Here is a 20,301-nt window from a genome sequence, read left to right as displayed (position 1 = left end):
TCCCGGCGAAAGCCGGGACCCAGTCCTTTCGCGAGGCAGTGCGCTGGACGGCCGATCTTGAACCGCGTCACGATCCGTCGCCCAAAGTACTGGGTCCCGGCTTTCGCCGGGATGAGCGGAAGTTAGGGGGTCAATATCGCCCGCGCCGCCGCTGCGTCGGCGTCGATCTGGGTCTTCAGCGCATCCAGCCCGTCGAAGGATTCTTCGCCGCGCAGCCAGGCGACCAGTTCGGTGTCCAGCGTCTGGCCGTACAGGTCGCCATCGAAGTCGAACAGCCAGACCTCCAGCAGCGGGGTCTCCAGCGCATACATGGGGCGCAAGCCCAGGCTGGAGACGCCGTCGACGATGCGGCCGTCCGTCAGTCGGCTGCGGGTCGCATAGACGCCGTAGGCGGGGCGCATGTAATCGCCCAGGGCGATGTTGGCGGTCGGCACGCCGATGGTGCGGCCGCGCTTGTCGCCGTGGATCACCTCGCCTCGTATGGCGAAGGGGCGGCCCAGGATGGCGGCGGCGCGGGCCATGTCCCCGGCCTTCAAGGCTTCACGCACGGCGCTGGACGACAGTTTCAAGCCGTCGGCGTCGTCCAGGCGTTCGGCCACCGAGACGGTGAAGCCCAGCCGCTCGCCATAGGCGCGCAAAGCCTCGGGCGAGCCGGAGCGGCCCTTGCCGAAGGTGAAGTCGAAACCGACGGCGGCGTGACGGATGCCCAGGCCTTCCGACAGCACCCGCCCGGCGAAGGCGGCGTCGGTCATGCCGGCCATCTCGCCGTCGAAGGGCAGCAGATACAGGATGTCCACGCCCAGCGGCGCCAGGGCCTCGGCCATCTGGTCGGCGGTCATCAGGCGGAAAGGGGCGGCCTCGGGCTGGAACCAGCGGCGCGGATGGGGATCGAAGCTGACGACGCCTAAAGGCGCGCCCAGCCTTTCGGCGGCGTCACGCGCGCCGGCGATGACGGCTTGGTGTCCCCGGTGCACGCCATCGAAGGCGCCGACGGCGACCGCCGCGCCCTTCAGGGCCTCGGACAGGCCGCGCCAGTCGCGGACGATCTGCATCAGCGCTGGGAGGGTTTGCGCCGGCGGGGCACGCGGACAACGGCGACACCGTCCATGATCATGGTCTCGCCGACGAAGCCTTCGCAACTGAGCTTGACCCGCGCGCTCTCGGCCTCGACCTCGATCACGGTGATCACGATGCGAACCACGTCGTCGATGCGCACCGGCTGATGGAAGGCCAGGGTCTGGGAGATGTAGATCGATCCCGCGCCCGGCAGCATGGTGCCGACCACTGCAGAGCCGAACGAGGCGCTGAGCAGGCCGTGGGCGATCCGGCCGCGATAGGCGGTCTTGGACGCGAAGGCCTCGTCCAGGTGGACGGGATTGAAGTCGTCGGACGCCTCGGCGAACAGCCGGATGCGGTCCTCCGTCGCGACCACGATTTTCTCGGCGGCCATGCCGACGTGAAGTTCGTCCAGGATGTAACCACCGGACGGATGCTGCTGTACCAATTCGACCATGATGCAGGCTTTAGCGGCGGTGCGACAAAATGGCGAGCCTTACCAAGCGAGTTCGAGCGCGGCGTATCGCGCATAGGTCGTTTCCGCCTTCAGCAGATCGCCGGCGCGGGCGGGATCCAGCGCCCCGTCCTCGCCCTTGGCCTGATCGCCGTGGATGCCCTGGGCGATGAACAGGCAGTCCAAGGCTTGCGCGTTGGAGCCCATGACGTCGGTGACGACGCCGTCGCCGATGCACAGGACGCGCGAGCGATCGACCGGGCGACCTAGCAGGGTTTGCGCCTCGTGGAGGGCCAGGTCGTAGATGGGGGCGAAGGGCTTGCCGGCCATAACCACGCGGCCGCCCAAGGATTCGTAGAGATCGGCCAGCGATCCGCCGCAGTAGATCAACTGGTCGCCCCGCTGCACGACGCGGTCGGGGTTGGCGCAGATCAGTTCGATATCGCGCGCCGCGCCGACGGCGAACCGCTCGCGATAGTCCTCGGGCGTATCGACCGTGTCGTCGAAGGGGCCGGTGACGGAGATGAAGGCGGCATCCTGGGCGCTGTCGGCGCGCGCCAGGTCCAGACCAGCGTATAGGGGAGCGTCGCGCTCAGGGCCGACGATCCATGCCGGGCCGGGCGCGCGCTTGGCCAGTTCGGCGCGGGTCGCGTCGCCGGAGGTGACGAAGGCCTTCCACGCCTCGCGCGGGACGCCCAGGCCGTCGAGCTGGGCGATTACGTCCGAAGCAGGACGGGGCGAGTTGGAGATCAGGACGACGTGACCGCCCTCGCGATTGAACCGCGTCAGGGCCTCGCACGGCGCGGCCCAGCTCTCGCGGCCGTTATGGATCACGCCCCAAACGTCGCAGAGCAGAATGTCGTAGTCGCCGGCGACGGCGCCGAGGTGAGGCAGGGCGTGGGGGAGGGTCATGGGGGGCACGTAGGGGTTTTGACGCTCTGACGGAAGTCTCCTCCCCATGAAATGGGGAGGGGGACCGCGAAGCGGTGGAGGGGGTCTTGAAGCGGGCTCGGCGCCTGTGATGTGGAAAGAACCCCGCCGTTACGGCGCGAAGGTGCGCCGCGCCACCTCCCCGCGAGCGGGGAGGAGACAGGAAGGGTTTAGCTGAAACGCCTGCGCTGTTCGGCGCTGCGCAGGGTGGAGCGGAGGAACTCGGCCGGGGGGTCGGTTTCGGCCAGGACCTCGTCCTTGATGGCGCGGGGTTCGCCGAACAGGTGGCCCTGGCCCATCGCGACATCGAGCTCCAGGATGTCGACCACCTGGCGTTCGTTTTCGACCTTTTCGGCGATGACCTCGACGCCGTAGCGGCGGGTCAGGGCGGCGAAGTCGGCGGCCTGGATATCAGGCATGGAGCGCAAGGGCGCGCCGCCGTCCAGGTCCAGCAGTTGTTCGATCATCAGGTCAGCCGAGACCTTGATGAACTTGACGTCCGAACGCTGAAGGTCGGCGAAGTCGAGGTCCAGCGTCTGAACCTTGTCCAACGAGAAGCGGAAGCCGAGGTCGGCCAGCTTGGCCATGTTGCGGGCCTCGACGGCGCCGCGGGCGTCGAATGTGGCCTGGCCCAGCTCGAAGATCAGGGCCTGGTTCAGGTCGCGATTCTCGCTGAGGAAATCCAGGAACTGCGGGAAGAAGGTCTCGTCGCCCAGCGAGGTCAGGGCCACGTTGCAGAAGACGCCGACCTTGCGGTCCTGGCGCGCCAGGCGGCGCACGATCTGGGCGCAGCGGAACAGCAGCAGATTGTCGATGGCCGGCACCAGGCCTTCGCCCTCGGCCAGGGACAGGTATTCGGCCGGCATCATGACGCGGTCGGTCGAGTCCCGCAGACGGGTGAAGCTTTCGTAGAAGATGGTCCGGCGCTGGGGCAGGGAGACGACCGGCTGGAGATACAGATCGACGCGGCCCTCGCTGAGCGCCTCGTGGATGGTGCGCAGCAGGACGTTGGACTGGGCCACGCGACGGCCCTCGAAGGTCTCGACGCCGATGTGGGGTGCGGCCGACAGGCGTTCGTCGATGCTCTCGCTCATCTGCTGGACCAAGGATTCCAGCATGCGGACCTCGCCGGTCAGGGCGTCGGTGTCGGACAGGACGCCGCTTTCGATGGCGTGGGCCAGTTCGGTCAGGGCGCCTTGGGTCGACTCCATCGCATCGGCCAGCAGGCGGTGGGCCTCGCGGACTTGGCCGATTTCCTTCTTCAGGACGCGGCGCTCGGCGATGCCGGTGACGATGCCGTGAAAGGCGCCCAGCAGGCCCAGCGCGCCGAGCGTTCCGGCCACGCCTGCGCCGATCCCGAGGCCGGCGCGCCACAGGAAGGCGCCCACGGTCATGCCGAGGAACAGGTAGGCGAAATACAGAAAGCCCGTTGTTACGTTGCGCATCGGCTGGCGGTCGGCCACTCCCGGATGGAATCGCCCGAGTATCAGGCTATCAATGTCATTCGGCTAGAGCGGGAAAACAAATATCCCCGCCAAAACCTACGGGAAACGCAATGGAACTGTTCGATCTGACCGGCAAGGTCGCAATCATCACCGGATCGTCGCGCGGAATCGGCAAGGCGATCGCCGAACGGCTGGCCGAACACGGGGCCAAGGTCGTCATCTCGTCGCGCAAGGCCGGGCCGTGCGACGAGGTCGCCGCCCAGATCAACGGCAAGTACGGCGAGGGCCGCGCCATCGCGGTTCCGGCCAACATCGCGTCGAAGGAAGACCTGCAGCGGCTGGTGGACGAAACCAACGCCGCCTTCGGTCAGATCGACATCCTGGTCTGCAACGCCGCGACCAATCCCTATGCCGGGCCTATGGCGGGCATCGCCGACGATCAGTTCGAGAAGATCCTGCAGAATAACGTCATCTCGAACCATTGGCTGATCCAGATGGTCGCGCCGCAGATGGTGGAGCGGAAAGACGGCGCGATCCTTGTGATCTCGTCTATCGGGGGCTTGCGCGGCAACGCCCTGATCGGCGCCTACAATATCTCGAAGGCGGCGGACATGCAGCTGGTGCGGAACCTGGCGGTGGAGTGGGGTCCGTCGAACGTACGGGTCAACTGTATCGCCCCCGGTCTGGTCCAGACCGACTTCGCCAAATACCTGTGGGAGAATCCCGAGCTGCTGAAAACAGTCACCGAGCCCGCGCCGCTGAAAAGGATCGGCCAGCCCGATGAAATCGCGGGCACGGCGGTCTATCTGTGCAGTCCTGCGTCGGCCTATGTGACCGGGCAGACCCTTGTGGTGGACGGTGGATTGACGATTGCCTGGTGAAGAGACGCGCTCAAGCCGCCCAACGGGCGGTAGCGCCGCGAGTGTGAAACAGGATCTGATCTGGCGCCTGGAGGCCTTGGGCTTTCAGGCGCTGTTCGGTTTCCTGCGTCTGCTGGGCGTCGAGGGGGCGTCGGGACTGGGCGGCTGGCTGCTGCGTACGCTGGGGCCGCTGACCGGGACGCAGAAGACGGTGATGCGAAACCTGCGGATCGCCTTTCCTGACATGGCCGACGACGAGCGTCAGGCGCTGGCGCTGGCCCAGTGGGATCAGACGGGGCGGACCTTCGCCGAACTGGCGGTCATGGACCGGCTGACGCCCGAGGGCGGTCGGGTCGAGGTGGTCGGGATGGAGCGGCTGCACGCCCTGCGCGACAGCGGCCGGCCGGCGGTGCTGATCTCGGGACATCTGGCCAATTTCGAGGTGATGGCGGCGGTGATCATGGCGTCGGGCGTACCGTGCCAGGTGACCTATCGCGCCGCCAACAATCCGTATGTCGACGCCCTGATCCGCCAGAGCCGCGAACGGTACGGCATCCGCCTGTTCGCGCCCAAGGGCGACGGGACGCGCGAGCTGATGGCGGGGATGAAGCGCGGCGATTCCATCGCCCTGCTGGTCGATCAGAAATACAATCAGGGGCCGGAGGTCGAGTTCTTCGGTCAGCCGGTGAATGCCTCGCCCGGTGCGGCGCGGCTGGCGCTGAAGTTCGACACCGTCATGCTGCCGCTGTCGGTGGTGCGGCTGCCGGGCGTGCGGTTCCGGGTGACGGCGCATGAGCCGATCGTTGTCAGCCAGAGCGAGGACAAGGCGGCCGATACCCTGGCGGGGATCCAGGCGGCCAACCGTTTCGTCGAGGACCGGGTGAGGGAGCGTCCCGTGGACTGGTTCTGGGTCCACAGGCGCTGGCCCGACAAGGTCTATGCGGCGTTGGAGCGCGAGGCGTCGGACGCGCGGCGGAACGGCCCGGCATAGTCCGGCGTCTCCCGGCGCCGGCGGCAGGGGCCCACATAGTCGTCGGTCTTGATGAAGGCCCGGGGCCGCATGATGACGGCGTTGATCCGGTCCAGCACGGCCTTGGCGGTGATGGGTTTGACGATGAACTCGGTCACGCCGGCGTCGCGGGCCTCATAGACGCGGCTGCGTTCGGAATGGCCGGTCATCATGATGATCGGCAGGAAGGTGTTGGGGCTGTCTGGGCTGGTGCGCACCAGGCGCGTGAACTCGACGCCGTCCAGCGGGAACATGTTGAAATCGACGATAGCCAGATCGATAGCGTGGTGGCGCAGCAGGTCGAATGCGGTCGCGCCCTCGGCCGCCTCATGGACGTTGCGGATATCGGCCGAGTGCAGCACTGCGGCGGCGATGGCGCGCATGTTCTGATTGTCGTCCACGAGCAGGACGTTCAGCGATCTAAGAGAAAACATCGGTCCCCGACGAATGGCGTTTGGACGCTTAGGGGTATGTACCTAGTCCCGCAAGCGTAGCCATTGATCAGGCCAGGGTTTGCGGCGCGAAGGCGCCGACCATCAGCGACGGATCCAGATTGCGGTCGCGCCATTTCATGCGCCAGCACAGATGCGGGCCGGTGGCGCGGCCGGTCATGCCGACGCGGCCCAGCGGATCGCCGCGCCGCACGCGCTGGCCCTGCTGCACGTCCAGCCGCGACTGGTGCAGATAGCAGGTGATCAGGCCCTGACCGTGGTCGATCAGGGTGAGGCCGCCCTCGAAATGCATGTCGGGTCGCACGAAGGCGATGCGGCCGTCGGCGGGGGCGCGGATGACGCTGCCCTGGGGCGCGGCGAGATCGATGCCGTAGTGGGGGCGGGCGGGCGTGCCGTTCAGGATGCGCTGGGCGCCCCAGGCGCTGGAGACACGGTAGGTCTCCAGCGGCCAGATGAAGCCGGACTTGAAGTCGTCGGCGTCGATGCGGCTGGCGAAGCCCTCGGTCTTGAGGGCGATCTCGCGCTGGATGCGGGCCAGGAGGGCGGGGTCGCTGGGCTCGACGGTCGAGGGCGGCAGGCCGTTCACGCGGGTCGAGGGAAAGGTGTAGGGGGCGATGTCGAGCGTGCGTCGAGCCGAACGGCCGTCCGCGCGAGCCTCGATCTGGACGCTGGCGGCGGCGTCGCGGTCGAAGCCGATCACAAAGAGGCCGGCGGCCGAGGCGGTGGTCAGGGCCTCGCCATCGACGAAGATCAGGGCGCGCGGCGCAGTGCGGCCAAAGGCGTAGCCGCCCTGACGCCAGGCGCCGTTCAGGGCCAGCGGCAGGGTGTTGCGGTCTTGAGCCGCCAGCGGCGCGGCGACCAGGCTGGCCCCGGCGCCGATCAGCAGGACGCGGCGCGACGGGATCATTGCGGCTCTTGCATCGCCGCGATGAACTCCGCCGGTCCGAAATAGGGCTGCTGGCGCGTTGGGCTCCAGTAGCGGAGGATTTCCAGCGGGATCGGCTTGTCCGTCACGGCGCAGCGCACGAAGCGGCCGGGCTTCAGCACCGCGAATTCGCCGTCGCCATAATGAAGGGTCGCCAGTACGGCTTTCGTCGCGTCCATTGCCGCAGTTAACGACGATCAGAGGGCAAGGCCAAGCGCTGTCTTACGCCGTCGCCGGATTGGGCGCGTTCTCCTCGGCCGCCAGATCGACCGCCGCCTGTTTGGCGTCGCGCGAACCGGGCACCGGCGGCTTGGGCTTGCCGCCCATCCGGTCGGTGAACAGGAAGACGAACGGGTTCAGCGAGATCGACAGCAGGGCGGCGGCCAGGATCAGATCGTGGGTCTCGCGGCTCATGGCGCCCAAGCTGACGCCCAGGGCCGCCAGAATGAAGGAGAACTCGCCGATCTGGGCCAGGGCGGCTGCGACGGTGAAGCCGGTGGGGCGATCCAGTTTGAAGCTCCGGGCGATCACGAGGGCGGCGACCGACTTGCCCACGATGATGATGCCCAGCACGCCCAGAACGGCCCAGGGCTGGCGCACCAGGATCATCGGATCGAACAGCATGCCCACAGAGACAAAGAACAGCACAGCGAAGGCGTCGCGCAGCGGTAGGGACCGTTCCGCCGCATTGTGACCCAGGGGCGAGGCGTTCATCACCAGACCGGCCAGGAAGGCGCCCAGGGCGAACGAGTGGAACAGGTAATAGGCCAGCCAGGCGATGCCCAGGGCAATGGCCAGCACGCCCAGCGTGAACAGTTCGCGCGACTTGGTGTGGGCGATGCGAATCAGCAGCCACGGAACCACCTTGCCCCCCACCACCAGCATGCCGGCGACGAACAGCACGACCTTCAGCAGGGTCCAGCCGACGTTGAGGCCCAAGGCGCCCAGGTCGGTCTGGGTCCCGGCCGGGACAACCATCATGGGCAGCATGACCAGGGCGATGACGATGACCAGGTCCTCGACGATCAGCCAGCCGACGGCGATCCGCCCGATCTCGCCCTTGACTTGCTTGCGCTCTTCCAGCGCCCGCAGCAGGACCACAGTGGAGGCGACGGACAACGCAAAGCCCATCAGCAGGGCCTCGACGTCGCCAAGCCCCAGCACGAACCGGCCCAGGGCCCAGCCCAGGATGGTAGCGGCCGCGATCTGGACCAAGGCGCCCGGGATGGCGACCTTGCGCACCTGCATCAGGTCCTTGGGCGAGAAATGGAGCCCGACACCGAACATCAGCAGGATCACGCCGATCTCGGCCAACTGCGGCGCCAGTTGGGTGTCGGCGACGAACCCCGCCGTATAGGGGCCGACGACGACGCCGGCGACCAGATAGCCGACCAGCGGAGACAGTTTCAGACGGTTGGCCAACATGCCGAACACGAAGGCGAGGACGAAGCCTCCGACCAGGGTGAGAATCAGGCTGTCGGCATGCGTCATCGAGGCTCCTGTCGGGAGAAGGGGGTCGCTTTGGGTAGGCGTCGCAGTTGGTGACCGCAGAGCCGATTGGCAAGATGACGCAGTGTCGCGATCTGTGGAAATTGGCTCTGTCTTCGCGCTTTCGCTGCGAAGTTTATGGAGGGCTGGGGAGCGCCGGGCCTTGTTGGTTGCCCTGCACGCTCGGGGGCGTGTGAAGCGCTGCGCGCGCTCTTACGGCCCCACCCGGATCGCTGCGCGATCGTCCCTCCCCATGAAGGGGAGGGAGAGGCTCCTACTTCAAGCCCCTCCACCGCTGCGCGGTTCTCCTCCCCACCATGTGGGGAGGAGACGATGGCGCGCGTTCTCTCTGCCCTGATGGGAGGAGGACTCAGCCGTGCGTCTGGTCCCAATACCGAACCGCATCGGCGTCGCGGGCCGATAGGTCGGGGTAGACCGGGTCGGAGCCGACGTCGGGGACGCGGCGCCAGGAGCGGGCGCATTTGGGGTGGTCGGCGGTGGCGACCGTGACGGAGATGGTCTCGCCTTCAACAAGGTCGGCGCCCGAGGTGCGGAAGATCTCGGCGGCGTCGAGGCCCTCGAACGGGGCGAAGGCCGAGGCCGGGGCGGTGACCGTGGGCCAGGCGTCCAGGGCGCCGCCGATCAGTTTCTCGCGGCGGGCGGCCTCCAACGATTCATTGACGACTTCGAGGACGGTGTTGATCGCCGCCCAACGCTCGGCCTCGGCCGGGTTGTTCCACTCCGCCGGCGTCTCCGGGATCACCCGGGCGCAGTTGGTCCCCGCATCCGGGAAGCGCGTGGTCCAGGCCTCTTCCATCGTGAAGGGCGTCAGCGGGGCCAGCCAGGCGGTCAGGCGCATGAAGACCTCGTCCATCACCGTGCGGGCGGCGCGACGGCGCAGGCTGTCGGGCCGGTCGCAGTAGAGGGCGTCCTTGCGGATGTCGAAATACAGGGCCGACAGGTCGTTGGAGCAGAACTCCAGCACCGGGCGCACCACGTCCTGGAACCGGTATTCGGCATACGCCTGGCGCACATGGGCGTCGAGTTCATGCAGGCGATGCAGGATGAACTTTTCGAGCGGCGGCATCTGGTCCAGCGGCAGGCGTTCGGCTTCGTCGAAGTCGGCCAGGGCGCCCAGCAGATAGCGGACGGTGTTCCTCAGCTTGCGATAGGCGTCGACCGTGGTCTGCAGGATCTGTTTGCCGATCCGCTGGTCCTCGGAATAGTCGACCAGCGACACCCACAGACGCAGGATGTCGGCGCCGCTTTCCTTGATGATGGTCAGGGGATCGGTCGTATTGCCCTTGGACTTGGACATCTTCTCCCCCTTCTCGTCGAGGGTGAAGCCGTGGGTCAGGACCGCCTTGAACGGCGCACGGCCACGGGTGCCGCAACCTTCCAGCAGCGACGACTGGAACCAGCCGCGGTGCTGGTCCGACCCTTCCAGATAGAGGTCGGCGGGCCAGTGCGCCGGGCGGTCGCCCGTATATCCTTGCTCGGGCAGGCGCGGGTCCAGGGTGAAGGCGTGGGTCGAGCCGCTGTCGAACCAGACGTCCAGAATGTCCTCGACCTTCTCATACCGGGCCGGGTCGTGAGCGCCCAGGAAGTCGCTGTCCGGCGCGGTGAACCAGATGTCGGCGCCGTGTTCGGCCACGGCCTTGACGATCCGGGCGTCGACCTCGGGGTCGTGCAGGGGCTGGCCGGTCTGTTTGTCCATGAACATGGCCAGGGGCGTGCCCCAGGCGCGCTGACGGCTGACCAGCCAGTCGGGGCGGCCCTCGACCATCGAGCGGATGCGGTTGCGGCCGGCGGCAGGGTGGAATTCGGTGTCGTCGATGGCGGTCAGGGCCGTTTCGCGCAGGGTGTCGCCCGACTTCAGGGGCTGATCCATGCGGATGAACCACTGGGGGGTGTTTCTGAAGATGATCGGGGCCTTGGACCGCCACGAGTGGGGGTAGGAGTGTTCCAGCCGGCCGCGCGCCAGCAGATTGCCGGCCTCGATCAGCTTCTCCATCACCGCGCCGTTGGCGGGCCCGAACTTGCCGGTCTTCTTGCCCTCGGTCTCCAGCACCTTCAGGCCGGCGAACAGGGGAACGCCGGGGTAATAGGCGCCGTCCGGATCGACCGTGTCCGGCACCTCGTGATGACCGTGGGCCTTCCACACCTCGAAGTCGTCGGCGCCGTGGCCCGGGGCGGTGTGGACGAAGCCGGTGCCGGCGTCGTCGGTGACATGGTCGCCGGCCAGCAGGGGCACCGAGAAGCCGTAGCCGCTGTCGAGGGCCGCCAGGGGGTGGGCGCATTCCAAGCCCGACGGATTGATGTCGTAGATGCGGCTCCAGGCGGCGATCTTGGCGGCCTTGAACACATCCTCGGCCAGCTTGTCGGCGACGATCAGTCGGTCGCCCGGCTTGGCCCAGGGCGCGAACTCCAGACCCTCTTCCATGGCCGTGACCTCATACAGGCCATAGGCGATCTCGGGGCCGTAGCTGATGGCCCGGTTGGCCGGGATGGTCCAGGGCGTGGTGGTCCAGATGACGATGGACGGGGTGCTGGTGCGGAAGGCCAGCAGGTCGTCGGGATGGTCGTCCGATGCGCCCGTGACCGGGAACTTGACCCAGATCGTGGGCGACACATGGTCGTGGTATTCGATTTCGGCGTCGGCCAGGGCGGTGCGCTCGACCGGCGACCACATGACGGGCTTGGAGCCGCGATACAGCTGGCCCGAGTTCTTGAACTTATGGAACTCGGCGACGATGGCCGCCTCGGACGCGAAGTCCATGGTGGCGTAGCGGTTGGCGAAGTCGCCGGTGATGCCCAGGCGTTTGAACTGGTCGCGTTGCAGGTCGATGTATTTGCCCGCGTATTCGCGGCAGGCGGCGCGGAACTCGTCCTTGGAGACCTCGTCCTTGCGGCGGCCCTTGGCGCGGAACTGTTCCTCGATCTTCCACTCGATCGGCAGGCCGTGGCAGTCCCAGCCGGGGACATAGTCGACGTCATAGCCCAGCAGGAACCGGCTGCGGACCACGAAATCCTTCAGCGTCTTGTTCAGCGCATGGCCGATGTGGATGTCGCCGTTCGCGTAGGGCGGGCCGTCGTGCAGCACATAGAGGGGGGCCTTATGGGCCTGGCGCTCGGCGCGCAGGGTCCCGTACAGGTCGCCCCACTGCTCCAGGATCACCGGCTCCTTCTGCGGCAGACCGCCCCGCATGGGGAAGGGCGTCTCGGGCAGGAAGACGGTGTCGCGATAGTCGCGGGCGTTGGATTCGGGGGCGTCAGCCATTGAGCAGTCTCGGCGTCGTGAAGGTTAGGTCGCTGTCTTCGTTCGCCCATTCTCTTGGGCGGTCTTCCCGGCGTGCACGGGGCCAGAAGGCCCAGAGGCGCTACGCCGGGCGGCTAATCGAAATCAGGCGAATGGAGACGCGGACGGTCATTATGCGGGCGGTCTAGCAGACGGATGCGGCATTGCGCCATCCCGAAGCGCAGGCGTCATCAACGGAAACGAAAGGCTTTTGTCGTTTTGGTGAATGCAGGATCGGCCGGCGTCTTGCCCAGTCGACACGAAATCTACGTTTGGGAGTTCCCGCCGATGCGGCTGCGGATCACGAAATGGATGCTGGGCCTGGCGGCCGGTCTCGCTGTCTCGGCGGGTGCCGGGGCGGCTTTGGCGCAGTGCAACGGAGGCTGCGAGCCGCCGCCCTGCACATCGTGCGAGCCACCCCCGCCGCCCGAGCCGCCGCCCTGCGGCGGGGGTGGTAACTGCGGTCCCGGCGGCGGCGGCGGTGGAAACTGGAACGGCAACATCAACACCAACGTCAATGTGAACGTGAACCTGGGCGCGAACGCCAATGCGAACGCGGGCGCAAACGCCAACTCGGGCGCGCGGTCGTTCGTGAATGCACGGGCCGGCGGGTTTTCGGGCAGCTTCGGCGGGGGCGGCGGCGCGGCCTATGTCAGCGTCGACCAGCCCTATCCGACCACGATCCAGGGCCTGGCCGTCGAGGGCATGATCGCCCAGACCGTGCGCACCCCCTACACCGCCTTCCGCAACATGATGAAGCGGGTTGTCATCCAGGCCGTGTGCATCGACGCCCGCCAGGTGCCGCATCCCGCATCTCAGGTGCGGCCGGATCGCGAGATCGCGGACGGGTTCGAGGGCGAGCTTTATCGCTGCCTGTCGGGCACATGGCTGCAGGCGACCATCGCGGATTACAACGGCGACATCAGCTTCGACCACGGCACGACCCTGACCTGCCGCAAGCACGAGGCGCTGTGGTACGGCCCCGGCGGCAAGCTGGAATGCCGTCCCGAGAAGCCCGAGCGCGACTGCAACGAGCGGTCGCTGCTGCGTCGCTACGGCGCGGGGGTGAAGATCCTGACGATGTATCGCGAAGAGGAATACACCGAGTATCGCGAGGAACAGGTCGAGAGCGCGACCGTGCTGACCGGGGTCATCACCCTGGACGGCGGCGTCGGCGGCCGGGTGTTCTGAACCGGAGCCGAACACGCCCGTTCAGCCGCCGATCATGGGGCGCGTGAGATAAAAAGACCGTCGGCTCTCCGTCGACGATCCTGACGACTGGCCCCGGCTCGCAAGAGCCGGGGCCTTTTTCTTGGGCGCCTATTGAGCCGCGGCGGCCTGAGCTGCAGCGGCCTGGGCCGTGACGGTGGCGCGCCAGGCGGCGTCGGGCTTCAGATACTGGCGGGCCAGGGTCTGAAGGTCGGCGGCGGTGACGGCTTCCAGGGTGGCGACCTGGTTGCGGGTCTGATCCAGCGTGGTGGGGTTGGACTGAGCCTCGGCCAGTTGGGTCATCCAGTAGCCGTTGTCGGCCATGCTGCGGCGCAGACGTTCGACGGCCGGGCGGCGGGCGCGGTTCAGCTCATCGTCGCTGACCGGGTTGTCGCGCAGGTCGGCGGCGATGGCGTCCACCGTCTCGAACAGCTTGGGCAGGGCGGCCGGCGGGGTTTCCGCCGTCACCGAGATGAAGCCGTAGCCGGGGTAGACGTCCGAGGCGCTGGAGCTGGCGCTGGGCGAATAGGCCAGGCCCTGCTTTTCGCGGATCTCGTCGTTCAGGCGCAGTTGCAGCACGTCCGACAGGATCGACAGCTGGCGCGCGGTCTTGCGATCGGCGATCTGGTCGGTGGTCGGCCAGGCGACAAAGCCCAGCGCCTGCTCGGCCGGACCGGTGTGATACAGCTGGACCGGCGTGGCGACGGGTGCGGGGAATTTGCGCTGCGTCGAGCCGGCGGGCGGGGTCGGTTCGGCGCCGCGCGAGGGCAGGGCGCCGAAGGTCGAGCCGACGGCGGCGATGACGGCGTCGATGTCCACGTCGCCGACGACGGTGATCTCGACCGGACCCTGGGCCAAGGCCGAGCGGACGCCGTTGCGGACGTCGTCGATCTGGATCGCCGCGACCTGTTCGGCCGTCGGGGTCACCTCACGCGCATCGCCGCCGGCCAGCAGACCCGAGGCGTCACGCTGGAACACGCCGCGCGGCGTGGCGCCCAGCTGGGCCAGGATCTGCGGGAACATGGCCTTGGTCTGTTCGAACGGCGCGGCGCGCAGGCCGGGATCGGTCAGATAGGCGGCCAGAACCTGAAGCTCCAGCTGAAGGTCGGTCGGCTTGGTCGCGCCCGAGAAGACATAGGCGTCGCCAGCCTGGTTGACCGAGGCGCTGTAGGTGCGGCCGCTGAGGACGCGGTTGATCTCGTCCAGGCTGAGCTTGCCCAGGCCGCCGGGCGTCAGGACCGTGCTGGCCATCGACATAGGCGACAGCGTATCGGCCGGCAGGCCGAGTTCGCCGATGCCGGTCCGGGCGCTGACCAGAATCTGTTCGGCGCGGAAGTCGGTCTTCTTGATGTTCAGCAATGTGCCGTTCGGGAAGCGGACCAGGGTGGCGCCCAGGTCGGCGACCTCGGTGCGCGAGGCCGGGACGGCGGGGGCGCCGAAGTCAGCATAGGGCCATTTCAGCTCGGCCTCGACGGCGCGGGCCTGGATCGGGGTGTTGCGCGAGGCCTCCAGCGCGGCGGTGACGGCCGCTTCGCCGCCCTCGACCGGGACGGGTGAGCTGAACAGCACCAGCGGGCCCTGGCCTTCGAACACGGCCTTGGTCGCCTGGTTGACCTGATCGACCGTGAGACCCTCGACGGCCTTGTCGAAGATGTCGAGATTGGTCTGGGGCGCGCTGAACACCTGATCGTCGTTGACGGCGCCCAGCAGGCCGGTGGCCAGGGCGGGGGTCGAACGGGTCGCGGCGGAGGCCACGGCGTTCTGAAGTGCGGTGCGGGTGTTGACGATCTCGCGCTGAAGCTCGGCGTCGGTCACGCCGTATTCAGCCAAGCGACGGCTTTCCTGTTCGACGGTCTCAAGCGCGCGCTGCCAGCCGCCGGGATTGAAGGCGACGGCAAGAGTGCCCGCGTCCAGGCTGTCGAACAGCGACTGATAGCCGGCGCCGGCGCCGATGAAGGGCGGGTTGTCGGCGCGGGCGATCTCGCCCAGGCGACGGTTCAGCACGGCCAGACCCAGGCCGCGACGGATGTCGGCGGCGCGTTCGGCGACCGTGTCGGGTTCCAGGTCGGGGTTCTTGATCCAGTTCAGCTGGATCGAGGACTGGATGCCCGGTTCGACCAGGATGCTGGTCTGGGGTTCACGCGCGGCGACGGTTCCCAGGTCGGGTTCCGGGCCGTCGGCGGCGGTGGGTTTCCAGTCGGCGAAGGCCGCGCGGACCTTGGCCTCCATGGCGTCCACGTCGAAGTCGCCAACAGCGATGAAGGTAGCGCGCGAGGGGCGATAATAGGCGTCGTAGAAGTCGACGAACCGTTGGCGCGGGGCGTTGCGGATGATGTCGAGGTCGCCGATGGGCAGGCGTTCCGACAGGCGCTGGCCGGGCGCCAGCAGACCCAGCTGGGTCTTCAGCACTCGCAGTTGCGGGGTGTCGCGGGTGCGTTCCTCGCCGACGATGACGCCGCGCTCGGAATCGATGGCGTCCGGTGCCATCAGGGCCGCCGACATCATCTCGCGCAGGATGTGCAGGCTGGGATCGACCGTCTCGTCCTTGGTGTTCGGCAGCTCCAGCATATAGGCGGTCTGGTCGAAGCTGGTGAAGGCGTTGGTGTCGGCGCCGAAGGCCAGGCCCAGGCGCTCCAGGATGCGCAGCATCTCGTTCTCGGGCACCTCCTTGGTGCCGTTGAAGGCCATGTGCTCCATGAAGTGGGCCAGGCCCTTCTGGTCGTCGCGCTCCATCAACGAACCGGCGTCGATGCGCAGGCGGAACGAGGCCTGGCCTGGAGGCGTCGCATTGTGCAGGAGGGCATAGCGCATGCCGTTGGGCAGCAGGCCGTAACGGACGGCGGGATCGGCGGGAATGTCGCTGGCGGCCTGGGCCCAGGGGGCGGACGGCGCGACTTGGCCGGCCGAGGCAGCGGCGGGCGCTGCGGTCTGAGCGAGAGCAGGGGCGGCGAACGCCCCGGTGGTAAGGGCTAGTCCCGAGACGGCGACGAGCAGCAGATGGCGTGCAGAACGCATGGTATCACTCCGAAACCGCAACCCCCGATGGCGCGATCCCGGACGTGTAAAGTGAGCTTGCCTTTCCAGCAAGCTGGACCGACGAACCTTACCGACTTGTCATGTTTGGGTCAGCCGCCCGGGCGGCTGATGTAGAAGCTGGCGGTGTTGCCGACAGCGTTGGCGCCGACGACGGCGGTGCGGCCGGAGGCGACCGTGGCGCTGGTGGTCGCCGTCACATTGCCGCTGTTGGTCTGGTTGTTGGTGATGTTGACGTCGCCGCCGCACTGGGAACAGGCGTAGCCCGTCACCGCATTGCCGACCGCGTCGGCGCCGACATAGGCGTCATAGCCGTTGACGCCGACGTATGTCGCGTTGGCCTCAACCCCGCCGGAGTTCAGTTGGGTGTTGTCCAGCTTCAGATAGATGTCGTTGTTGCCGGCGACGGTCTCGTTGGCGACGCTGCGGGCGGCCAGCACCGTCTGGCCCTGGAGATTGGTCTGGACGCGGGCGTCGGCGCGGACGCGGCCGGCGTTGGTCTGGTCTGTCGCGATCAGCATCGAGCCGCCGGCGTTGGCCGTGATGGCCTGGTTGGCCCCGGCGTTGGCGCCGACCGTCAGGTCCCAGGCGTTGTCGACATAGACGTCGGTGCGAGCCTCGGTCGTCGAGGCGCCGTTGGACTGACGGATGGCCAGGTCCTGGTGTGAGGCGCCGGTCGTATTGGTCTGGACCGCATTGGCGACGGCCTGAGACGAAAAGGTCGCGGGCGCGGGAATGTACTGCACGTCTGCGACGGTCTCGGCGAAGACGGTGGTCTGGGCCGTCTGGTCGATCACGCCGGTCAGCGAGGAAGAGGGGCCGCCCATGGCGACGGTATTGGCGACGGCAGCGCTGGTCGCGAAGCCGCCCTGGAGCACGCGGCCGCCCGGCGCCTGGACATAGGTTCCGGCTTGGACGCGCTCGCCGGTCGCGGACTGGGTCGCATCGACGGCGAAGGTCGCGCCGTTGGTCGTGACGCCCAGATAGTTGCCGCGCGCGGTGGTTTCGACGCTGAGCTGACCGTCGGCCTCGCCGTTCACGATCACATTGCTGCGGGCCACGGTCGCGCCGGTCATCGTTTGGCGCGAAACCAGGCCAGCGGAGGCAGCCGTCACCCCGCCCGCGAGCGCATTGCCCTGGGCGCTGGTGCTGACGGTCACCTGATCGACGGACAGGTCGATGTCCACCAGGCCGGTGACGTCGCCGGACTGGTCCTGGGTGCTGGAACAGGCTTCGCCGGCTTGCGGATCGCAGACCGGGGTCGCTTGCGCGCTCGCTTCAGTTGCGAGTGCGGCGAACGTCGCCGTCGCGGCCATCATGCCAGCGAGACGGATCGGCGCGTGTCTGGCCATTGTTGGTGTCCTGAGTGGGATAGGCCGGATAATAGCCGCCGGTCGGACCGACGGTGGAACCGCCGAGCGGATCATTGGCGGGGTTGAGACAGATTTCGGGGCCGGGCGCGCCGTAGAGGTTGGCCATGAACTCGACCGTGGCCCGTTCGACCAGGGCGCGGACGGCTAACTGCGTCGGCTCCATCCCGCCTGTGCCGGCCGAGATGTCGAAGACATTGCCGTTCAGGAAGTCGAATACGCCGGCCGAAATTTCGCGGCCGATGATCTGCTTCTGATAGGAGACGACATCGACGACTTCGAGCGTGGTGGTCTGGACCAGGCGCAGGTCCATGGCGATGTTCATCACATAGACGCGGTGGTTGACGATGCCCGAACCAGGGCGATTGCTGTCGACCTCGCCGCCGGCGATGTCGAAGCCGCCGGAGCGGATGTTGTAGTTCACCTCGGTGATGCCGCCGACGACATAGAAGTCGGAACCGGGCACTTGGCCCGCCAGGATGCGGCGGTACTGGGTGTCCTCGGGGCCTTGGGCTTCGGGAGCCTGGTCGCCGATCAGCTTGTTGTTGGCGTAGCGCAGTTCCAGTTCGGACACCGAGGTGTCGTAGCGTTCGACGATGCGGGCGCCGGCCTTGGCCAGCGCCGAGTTGGCCATCAGGGAGGCGCCGCCGGTGATCTGGCGTCCGCCGTCCGACGAGACCGTGCCGGTGTAGTCGCTGATCCGGCCCACGGCCATGCGCGGCGAGGGCAGGTTGTAGCGACGGGCGTAGTCGGCCAGGCAATAGAGAGCGGCGGAATAGGGGGTCGGGTTGGCGGTCACCGGCGCATTGCCGATCGGGGTCGCATATTGACCCGACGGACCCGCGACCGGGCTGACGCAACCGGCGAGCAGCAGGGCGACGGCCGACACGGCGGCTCCCCCTTTAATGAGATGGGGGCGGCTCATGGCAGGTTGATGTTCCCGTTCAGGGCCGTGCCGGCGTTGATCGCGCCGGTGTTGGTCTGGGTCGAGTTGACGATGACGGTGTTTCGGCTGCCCTGGACCACCACGTTCAGCTGGTTGCCGATGGCGGTCGAGCCGCCGATGGTCGTGCCGCCGTTGCTGGACGAGCCCGCGCCGGCATAGGCCGAGGCGACGCCGCCCGACTGGCTGGAATAGGACGAGGCGCCCGGCTGGATGATGCCGTTGACGATCAGACGATTGCCGTTGGCGTCGCGGGTATAGCCGGTGGTCGCCGTGCTGGCGGCCGAGCGCGCGCCGCCGTACCCCTGCTGGAAGCGCGATGCGCTGCCGGATCCGGTGGACTGGGCCGCAGCCGGCAGGCTCGCCGCAGCGGCGACGGCCACGACGGCGGTGGATAGAAACAGCCTCTTGGCGGGCATTACAGGGTTCCTCGCGCGCAAACGAACGGCGGACCCCAGGGGAGATCCGCACCCCAACCTGCATTAAGGTTATTAAGAAGCGCTTGATGTGACGCAGGTCACTGAGCATTTGTGACGCCATGTCAGACGCACCCGGTCGATTCGATCCGCAGAACAGCCAGCCCGTCAGAGAACCCGCGTTCAACGCGCCGCTGGTCGTGCTGCTGATCGTGCTGTCGATGCCGACGCTGTTCTTCTTCCAGCGCGATCTGCCCGACATGGGCATGAGCATGGCCTTTGCGCCTGCCGATCTGGAGCAGGGACGCTGGGGCGGACTGCTGACGGCCATGCTGCTGCACGGCGGCTGGACCCACGCCATCATGAATGCGGTCGCGGCGCTGGCGTTCGGAACGCCGGTCGCGCGACTGTTCGGGGACAAGATCGGGCCGACGGTCTTCCTGCTCTTCTATATAGGCTGCGGCGTGCTGGCCGCGCTGGGCTATGGGCTGATCCATTGGGGCTCGGCCGAGCCTATGGTCGGGGCGTCGGGCGCGGTGTTCGGCCTGATCGGGGCGGCGACCCGGCTGCTTGGAGGGCAGGGCAGGGTGCTGCCGATGACCGATCGCCGAGTCATCAGCGCCGCCGTCGCCTGGATGGGGATCAATGCGCTGACCGGCCTGATCGGCTATGCGCCCGGCGCGGAAGGTGCGCGTATCGCGTGGGAAGCCCACGCGGTCGGCTTCGTCGTCGGCTTCCTGGCGATCGGGCCGTTGGGCCGGCTGTTCGGCAGAGGCGTCGCGTCGAAATCCATCGGCGGCGTTTGATTCCTGGCGTGTGCTGAGCAATCATCGGTTCCCGAGCGGCCCTGTCGCCATTCCGGCCCTGCGGTCGTCTCTTCTATAGAGAGAAGGAGCCGCGATGTTTGTCGCCGAAATCCTCAAGACCAAGGGAAACGCCGTCTTCTCCATCACGCCCGACCTGACGGTGACGCAGGCGTGCGGGGAGCTGGAGCAGAAAGGGGTCGGGGCGCTGGTCGTCTGTGACGGCGACCATGTCGTCGGCGTCTTTTCCGAACGGGACGTGGTCAAGGCGTTGGCCGCCGATGGCGCCGGGGCGTTGGATCGTCCGGTCGCCGACTATATGACCGCCAAGGTGATCTTCGCCGAGCCGGGGGAGGAGATGTCCGCCCTGATGACCCGCATGACCGATCGGCGCATCCGACATCTGCCGGTTATGCAGGCCCAGCGCTTGGTCGGCGTCATCTCCATCGGCGACGTGGTGAAATGCCAGATCGCCGAGCATGCCGAGGAAGCGGCGAGCTTGCGGACCTACATAGCGGGCTGACGGCTGCTGCCGTTGCTCGTTGATCATGAGTCTTTGAGAAACTTTCCCCCAACAGTCAGAATCCGCTTGCTGACAAAACGGGTGGTC

At 67.5% G+C, this 20,301-nt stretch carries 18 protein-coding genes; 5 read left to right on the top strand and 13 right to left on the bottom strand.

Features of this window, described 5'->3' with window-relative positions; translation table 11 throughout:
* Positions 1–122: 122 nt before the first annotated feature.
* The 4 genes from ACP69V_RS11910 to ACP69V_RS11895 form a co-directional block, all read right to left on the bottom strand.
* Positions 123–1,052 carry a bifunctional riboflavin kinase/FAD synthetase gene (locus ACP69V_RS11910; protein ID WP_426024078.1) on the bottom strand — a complete coding sequence of 310 codons (930 nt, stop codon included), beginning with the start codon at positions 1,050–1,052 and terminating at the stop codon, positions 123–125.
* The gene (locus tag ACP69V_RS11905; protein ID WP_426024077.1) at positions 1,052–1,513 is read right to left on the bottom strand and encodes a MaoC family dehydratase; all 462 of its coding nucleotides are present in this window, start codon (positions 1,511–1,513) and stop codon (positions 1,052–1,054) included. The genes ACP69V_RS11910 and ACP69V_RS11905 overlap by 1 nt, the downstream gene beginning before the upstream one ends.
* Before the next feature lie 39 nt (positions 1,514–1,552).
* A complete protein-coding gene (locus ACP69V_RS11900; protein ID WP_426024076.1) occupies positions 1,553–2,422 on the bottom strand; it encodes a TIGR01459 family HAD-type hydrolase in 870 nt (289 codons plus the stop codon).
* 188 nt (positions 2,423–2,610) lie between these two features.
* Complete coding sequence (locus ACP69V_RS11895) at positions 2,611–3,885, bottom strand: EAL domain-containing protein (protein ID WP_425984875.1); 1,275 nt, start codon at positions 3,883–3,885, stop codon at positions 2,611–2,613.
* A gap of 110 nt (positions 3,886–3,995) precedes the next feature.
* Here ACP69V_RS11895 and ACP69V_RS11890 point away from each other — a divergent pair, with 110 nt between their 5' ends.
* Both ACP69V_RS11890 and ACP69V_RS11885 read left to right on the top strand, forming a co-directional pair.
* Positions 3,996–4,766: an SDR family NAD(P)-dependent oxidoreductase gene (locus ACP69V_RS11890; RefSeq protein ID WP_426024075.1), complete on the top strand. Its 771-nt coding sequence runs from the start codon at positions 3,996–3,998 to the stop codon at positions 4,764–4,766.
* Positions 4,767–4,809: 43 nt separating this feature from the next.
* Entirely contained in the window at positions 4,810–5,736 is a 927-nt protein-coding gene (locus ACP69V_RS11885; protein WP_426024074.1) for a lysophospholipid acyltransferase family protein, read from the top strand.
* Here the strand turns inward: ACP69V_RS11885 and ACP69V_RS11880 are convergent.
* From ACP69V_RS11880 to ileS, 5 genes are all read right to left on the bottom strand, one after another.
* On the bottom strand, positions 5,682–6,188 hold the full coding sequence (locus tag ACP69V_RS11880; RefSeq protein WP_426024073.1) for a response regulator: 507 nt from the start codon (positions 6,186–6,188) through the stop codon (positions 5,682–5,684). The genes ACP69V_RS11885 and ACP69V_RS11880 overlap by 55 nt on opposite strands.
* A gap of 67 nt (positions 6,189–6,255) precedes the next feature.
* Positions 6,256–7,113, bottom strand: a complete 858-nt coding sequence (locus ACP69V_RS11875; RefSeq protein WP_426024072.1) for a M23 family metallopeptidase — start codon at positions 7,111–7,113, stop codon at positions 6,256–6,258.
* Positions 7,110–7,310 carry a DUF2093 domain-containing protein gene (locus ACP69V_RS11870; protein ID WP_426024071.1) on the bottom strand — a complete coding sequence of 67 codons (201 nt, stop codon included), beginning with the start codon at positions 7,308–7,310 and terminating at the stop codon, positions 7,110–7,112. Before ACP69V_RS11870 ends, ACP69V_RS11875 begins: the two co-directional genes overlap by 4 nt.
* A gap of 43 nt (positions 7,311–7,353) precedes the next feature.
* Positions 7,354–8,622 (bottom strand): cation:proton antiporter, encoded by a 1,269-nt coding sequence (locus ACP69V_RS11865; RefSeq protein ID WP_426024070.1) that lies wholly within the window; start codon positions 8,620–8,622, stop codon positions 7,354–7,356.
* A 367-nt stretch (positions 8,623–8,989) separates the two neighbouring features.
* On the bottom strand, positions 8,990–11,899 hold the full coding sequence (gene ileS, locus ACP69V_RS11860) for an isoleucine--tRNA ligase (RefSeq protein ID WP_426024069.1): 2,910 nt from the start codon (positions 11,897–11,899) through the stop codon (positions 8,990–8,992).
* A gap of 306 nt (positions 11,900–12,205) precedes the next feature.
* Here ileS and ACP69V_RS11855 point away from each other — a divergent pair, with 306 nt between their 5' ends.
* Complete coding sequence (locus ACP69V_RS11855; protein ID WP_426024068.1) at positions 12,206–13,108, top strand: hypothetical protein; 903 nt, start codon at positions 12,206–12,208, stop codon at positions 13,106–13,108.
* Between the two features lie 129 nt (positions 13,109–13,237).
* On the opposite strand, the gene ACP69V_RS11850 is transcribed toward ACP69V_RS11855, so the two are convergent.
* The 4 genes from ACP69V_RS11850 to hfaA form a co-directional block, all read right to left on the bottom strand.
* A complete protein-coding gene (locus tag ACP69V_RS11850) occupies positions 13,238–16,141 on the bottom strand; it encodes a M16 family metallopeptidase (protein ID WP_426024067.1) in 2,904 nt (967 codons plus the stop codon).
* A gap of 110 nt (positions 16,142–16,251) precedes the next feature.
* Complete coding sequence (gene hfaD / locus ACP69V_RS11845; RefSeq protein ID WP_426024066.1) at positions 16,252–17,511, bottom strand: holdfast anchor protein HfaD; 1,260 nt, start codon at positions 17,509–17,511, stop codon at positions 16,252–16,254.
* Complete coding sequence (gene hfaB, locus ACP69V_RS11840; protein ID WP_346497357.1) at positions 17,438–18,454, bottom strand: holdfast anchoring protein HfaB; 1,017 nt, start codon at positions 18,452–18,454, stop codon at positions 17,438–17,440. Before hfaB ends, hfaD begins: the two co-directional genes overlap by 74 nt.
* Positions 18,451–18,891: a holdfast anchoring protein HfaA gene (hfaA, locus tag ACP69V_RS11835; RefSeq protein ID WP_346497359.1), complete on the bottom strand. Its 441-nt coding sequence runs from the start codon at positions 18,889–18,891 to the stop codon at positions 18,451–18,453. The genes hfaB and hfaA overlap by 4 nt, the downstream gene beginning before the upstream one ends.
* Before the next feature lie 119 nt (positions 18,892–19,010).
* Here hfaA and ACP69V_RS11830 point away from each other — a divergent pair, with 119 nt between their 5' ends.
* Together ACP69V_RS11830 and ACP69V_RS11825 are read left to right on the top strand one after the other, a co-directional pair.
* A complete protein-coding gene (locus tag ACP69V_RS11830; RefSeq protein WP_426024065.1) occupies positions 19,011–19,694 on the top strand; it encodes a rhomboid family intramembrane serine protease in 684 nt (227 codons plus the stop codon).
* Positions 19,695–19,788: 94 nt separating this feature from the next.
* On the top strand, positions 19,789–20,214 hold the full coding sequence (locus tag ACP69V_RS11825) for a CBS domain-containing protein (RefSeq protein ID WP_426024064.1): 426 nt from the start codon (positions 19,789–19,791) through the stop codon (positions 20,212–20,214).
* The last annotated feature ends 87 nt before the right edge of the window (positions 20,215–20,301 follow it).

The organism is Brevundimonas sp. PWP3-1b1, from assembly GCF_049896065.1.
Lineage (GTDB): Bacteria > Pseudomonadota > Alphaproteobacteria > Caulobacterales > Caulobacteraceae > Brevundimonas > Brevundimonas intermedia_B.
This window is presented reverse-complemented; position numbering and strand designations above follow the sequence as displayed.

Bases quoted from the DNA above. Each gene is read 5' to 3' on its own strand.
- ACP69V_RS11910 (WP_426024078.1), bottom strand. From the start codon at position 1,052: ATGCAGATCGTCCGCGACTGGCGCGGCCTGTCCGAGGCCCTGAAGGGC.
- ACP69V_RS11905 (WP_426024077.1), bottom strand. From the start codon at position 1,513: ATGGTCGAATTGGTACAGCAGCATCCGTCCGGTGGTTACATCCTGGAC.
- ACP69V_RS11900 (WP_426024076.1), bottom strand. From the start codon at position 2,422: ATGACCCTCCCCCACGCCCTGCCTCACCTCGGCGCCGTCGCCGGCGAC.
- ACP69V_RS11895 (WP_425984875.1), bottom strand. From the start codon at position 3,885: ATGCGCAACGTAACAACGGGCTTTCTGTATTTCGCCTACCTGTTCCTC.
- ACP69V_RS11890 (WP_426024075.1), top strand. From the start codon at position 3,996: ATGGAACTGTTCGATCTGACCGGCAAGGTCGCAATCATCACCGGATCG.
- ACP69V_RS11880 (WP_426024073.1), bottom strand. From the start codon at position 6,188: ATGTTTTCTCTTAGATCGCTGAACGTCCTGCTCGTGGACGACAATCAG.
- ACP69V_RS11875 (WP_426024072.1), bottom strand. From the start codon at position 7,113: ATGATCCCGTCGCGCCGCGTCCTGCTGATCGGCGCCGGGGCCAGCCTG.
- ACP69V_RS11870 (WP_426024071.1), bottom strand. From the start codon at position 7,310: ATGGACGCGACGAAAGCCGTACTGGCGACCCTTCATTATGGCGACGGC.
- ACP69V_RS11865 (WP_426024070.1), bottom strand. From the start codon at position 8,622: ATGACGCATGCCGACAGCCTGATTCTCACCCTGGTCGGAGGCTTCGTC.
- ileS (WP_426024069.1), bottom strand. From the start codon at position 11,899: ATGGCTGACGCCCCCGAATCCAACGCCCGCGACTATCGCGACACCGTC.
- ACP69V_RS11855 (WP_426024068.1), top strand. From the start codon at position 12,206: ATGCGGCTGCGGATCACGAAATGGATGCTGGGCCTGGCGGCCGGTCTC.
- ACP69V_RS11850 (WP_426024067.1), bottom strand. From the start codon at position 16,141: ATGCGTTCTGCACGCCATCTGCTGCTCGTCGCCGTCTCGGGACTAGCC.
- hfaD (WP_426024066.1), bottom strand. From the start codon at position 17,511: ATGGCCAGACACGCGCCGATCCGTCTCGCTGGCATGATGGCCGCGACG.
- hfaB (WP_346497357.1), bottom strand. From the start codon at position 18,454: ATGAGCCGCCCCCATCTCATTAAAGGGGGAGCCGCCGTGTCGGCCGTC.
- hfaA (WP_346497359.1), bottom strand. From the start codon at position 18,891: ATGCCCGCCAAGAGGCTGTTTCTATCCACCGCCGTCGTGGCCGTCGCC.
- ACP69V_RS11830 (WP_426024065.1), top strand. From the start codon at position 19,011: ATGTCAGACGCACCCGGTCGATTCGATCCGCAGAACAGCCAGCCCGTC.
- ACP69V_RS11825 (WP_426024064.1), top strand. From the start codon at position 19,789: ATGTTTGTCGCCGAAATCCTCAAGACCAAGGGAAACGCCGTCTTCTCC.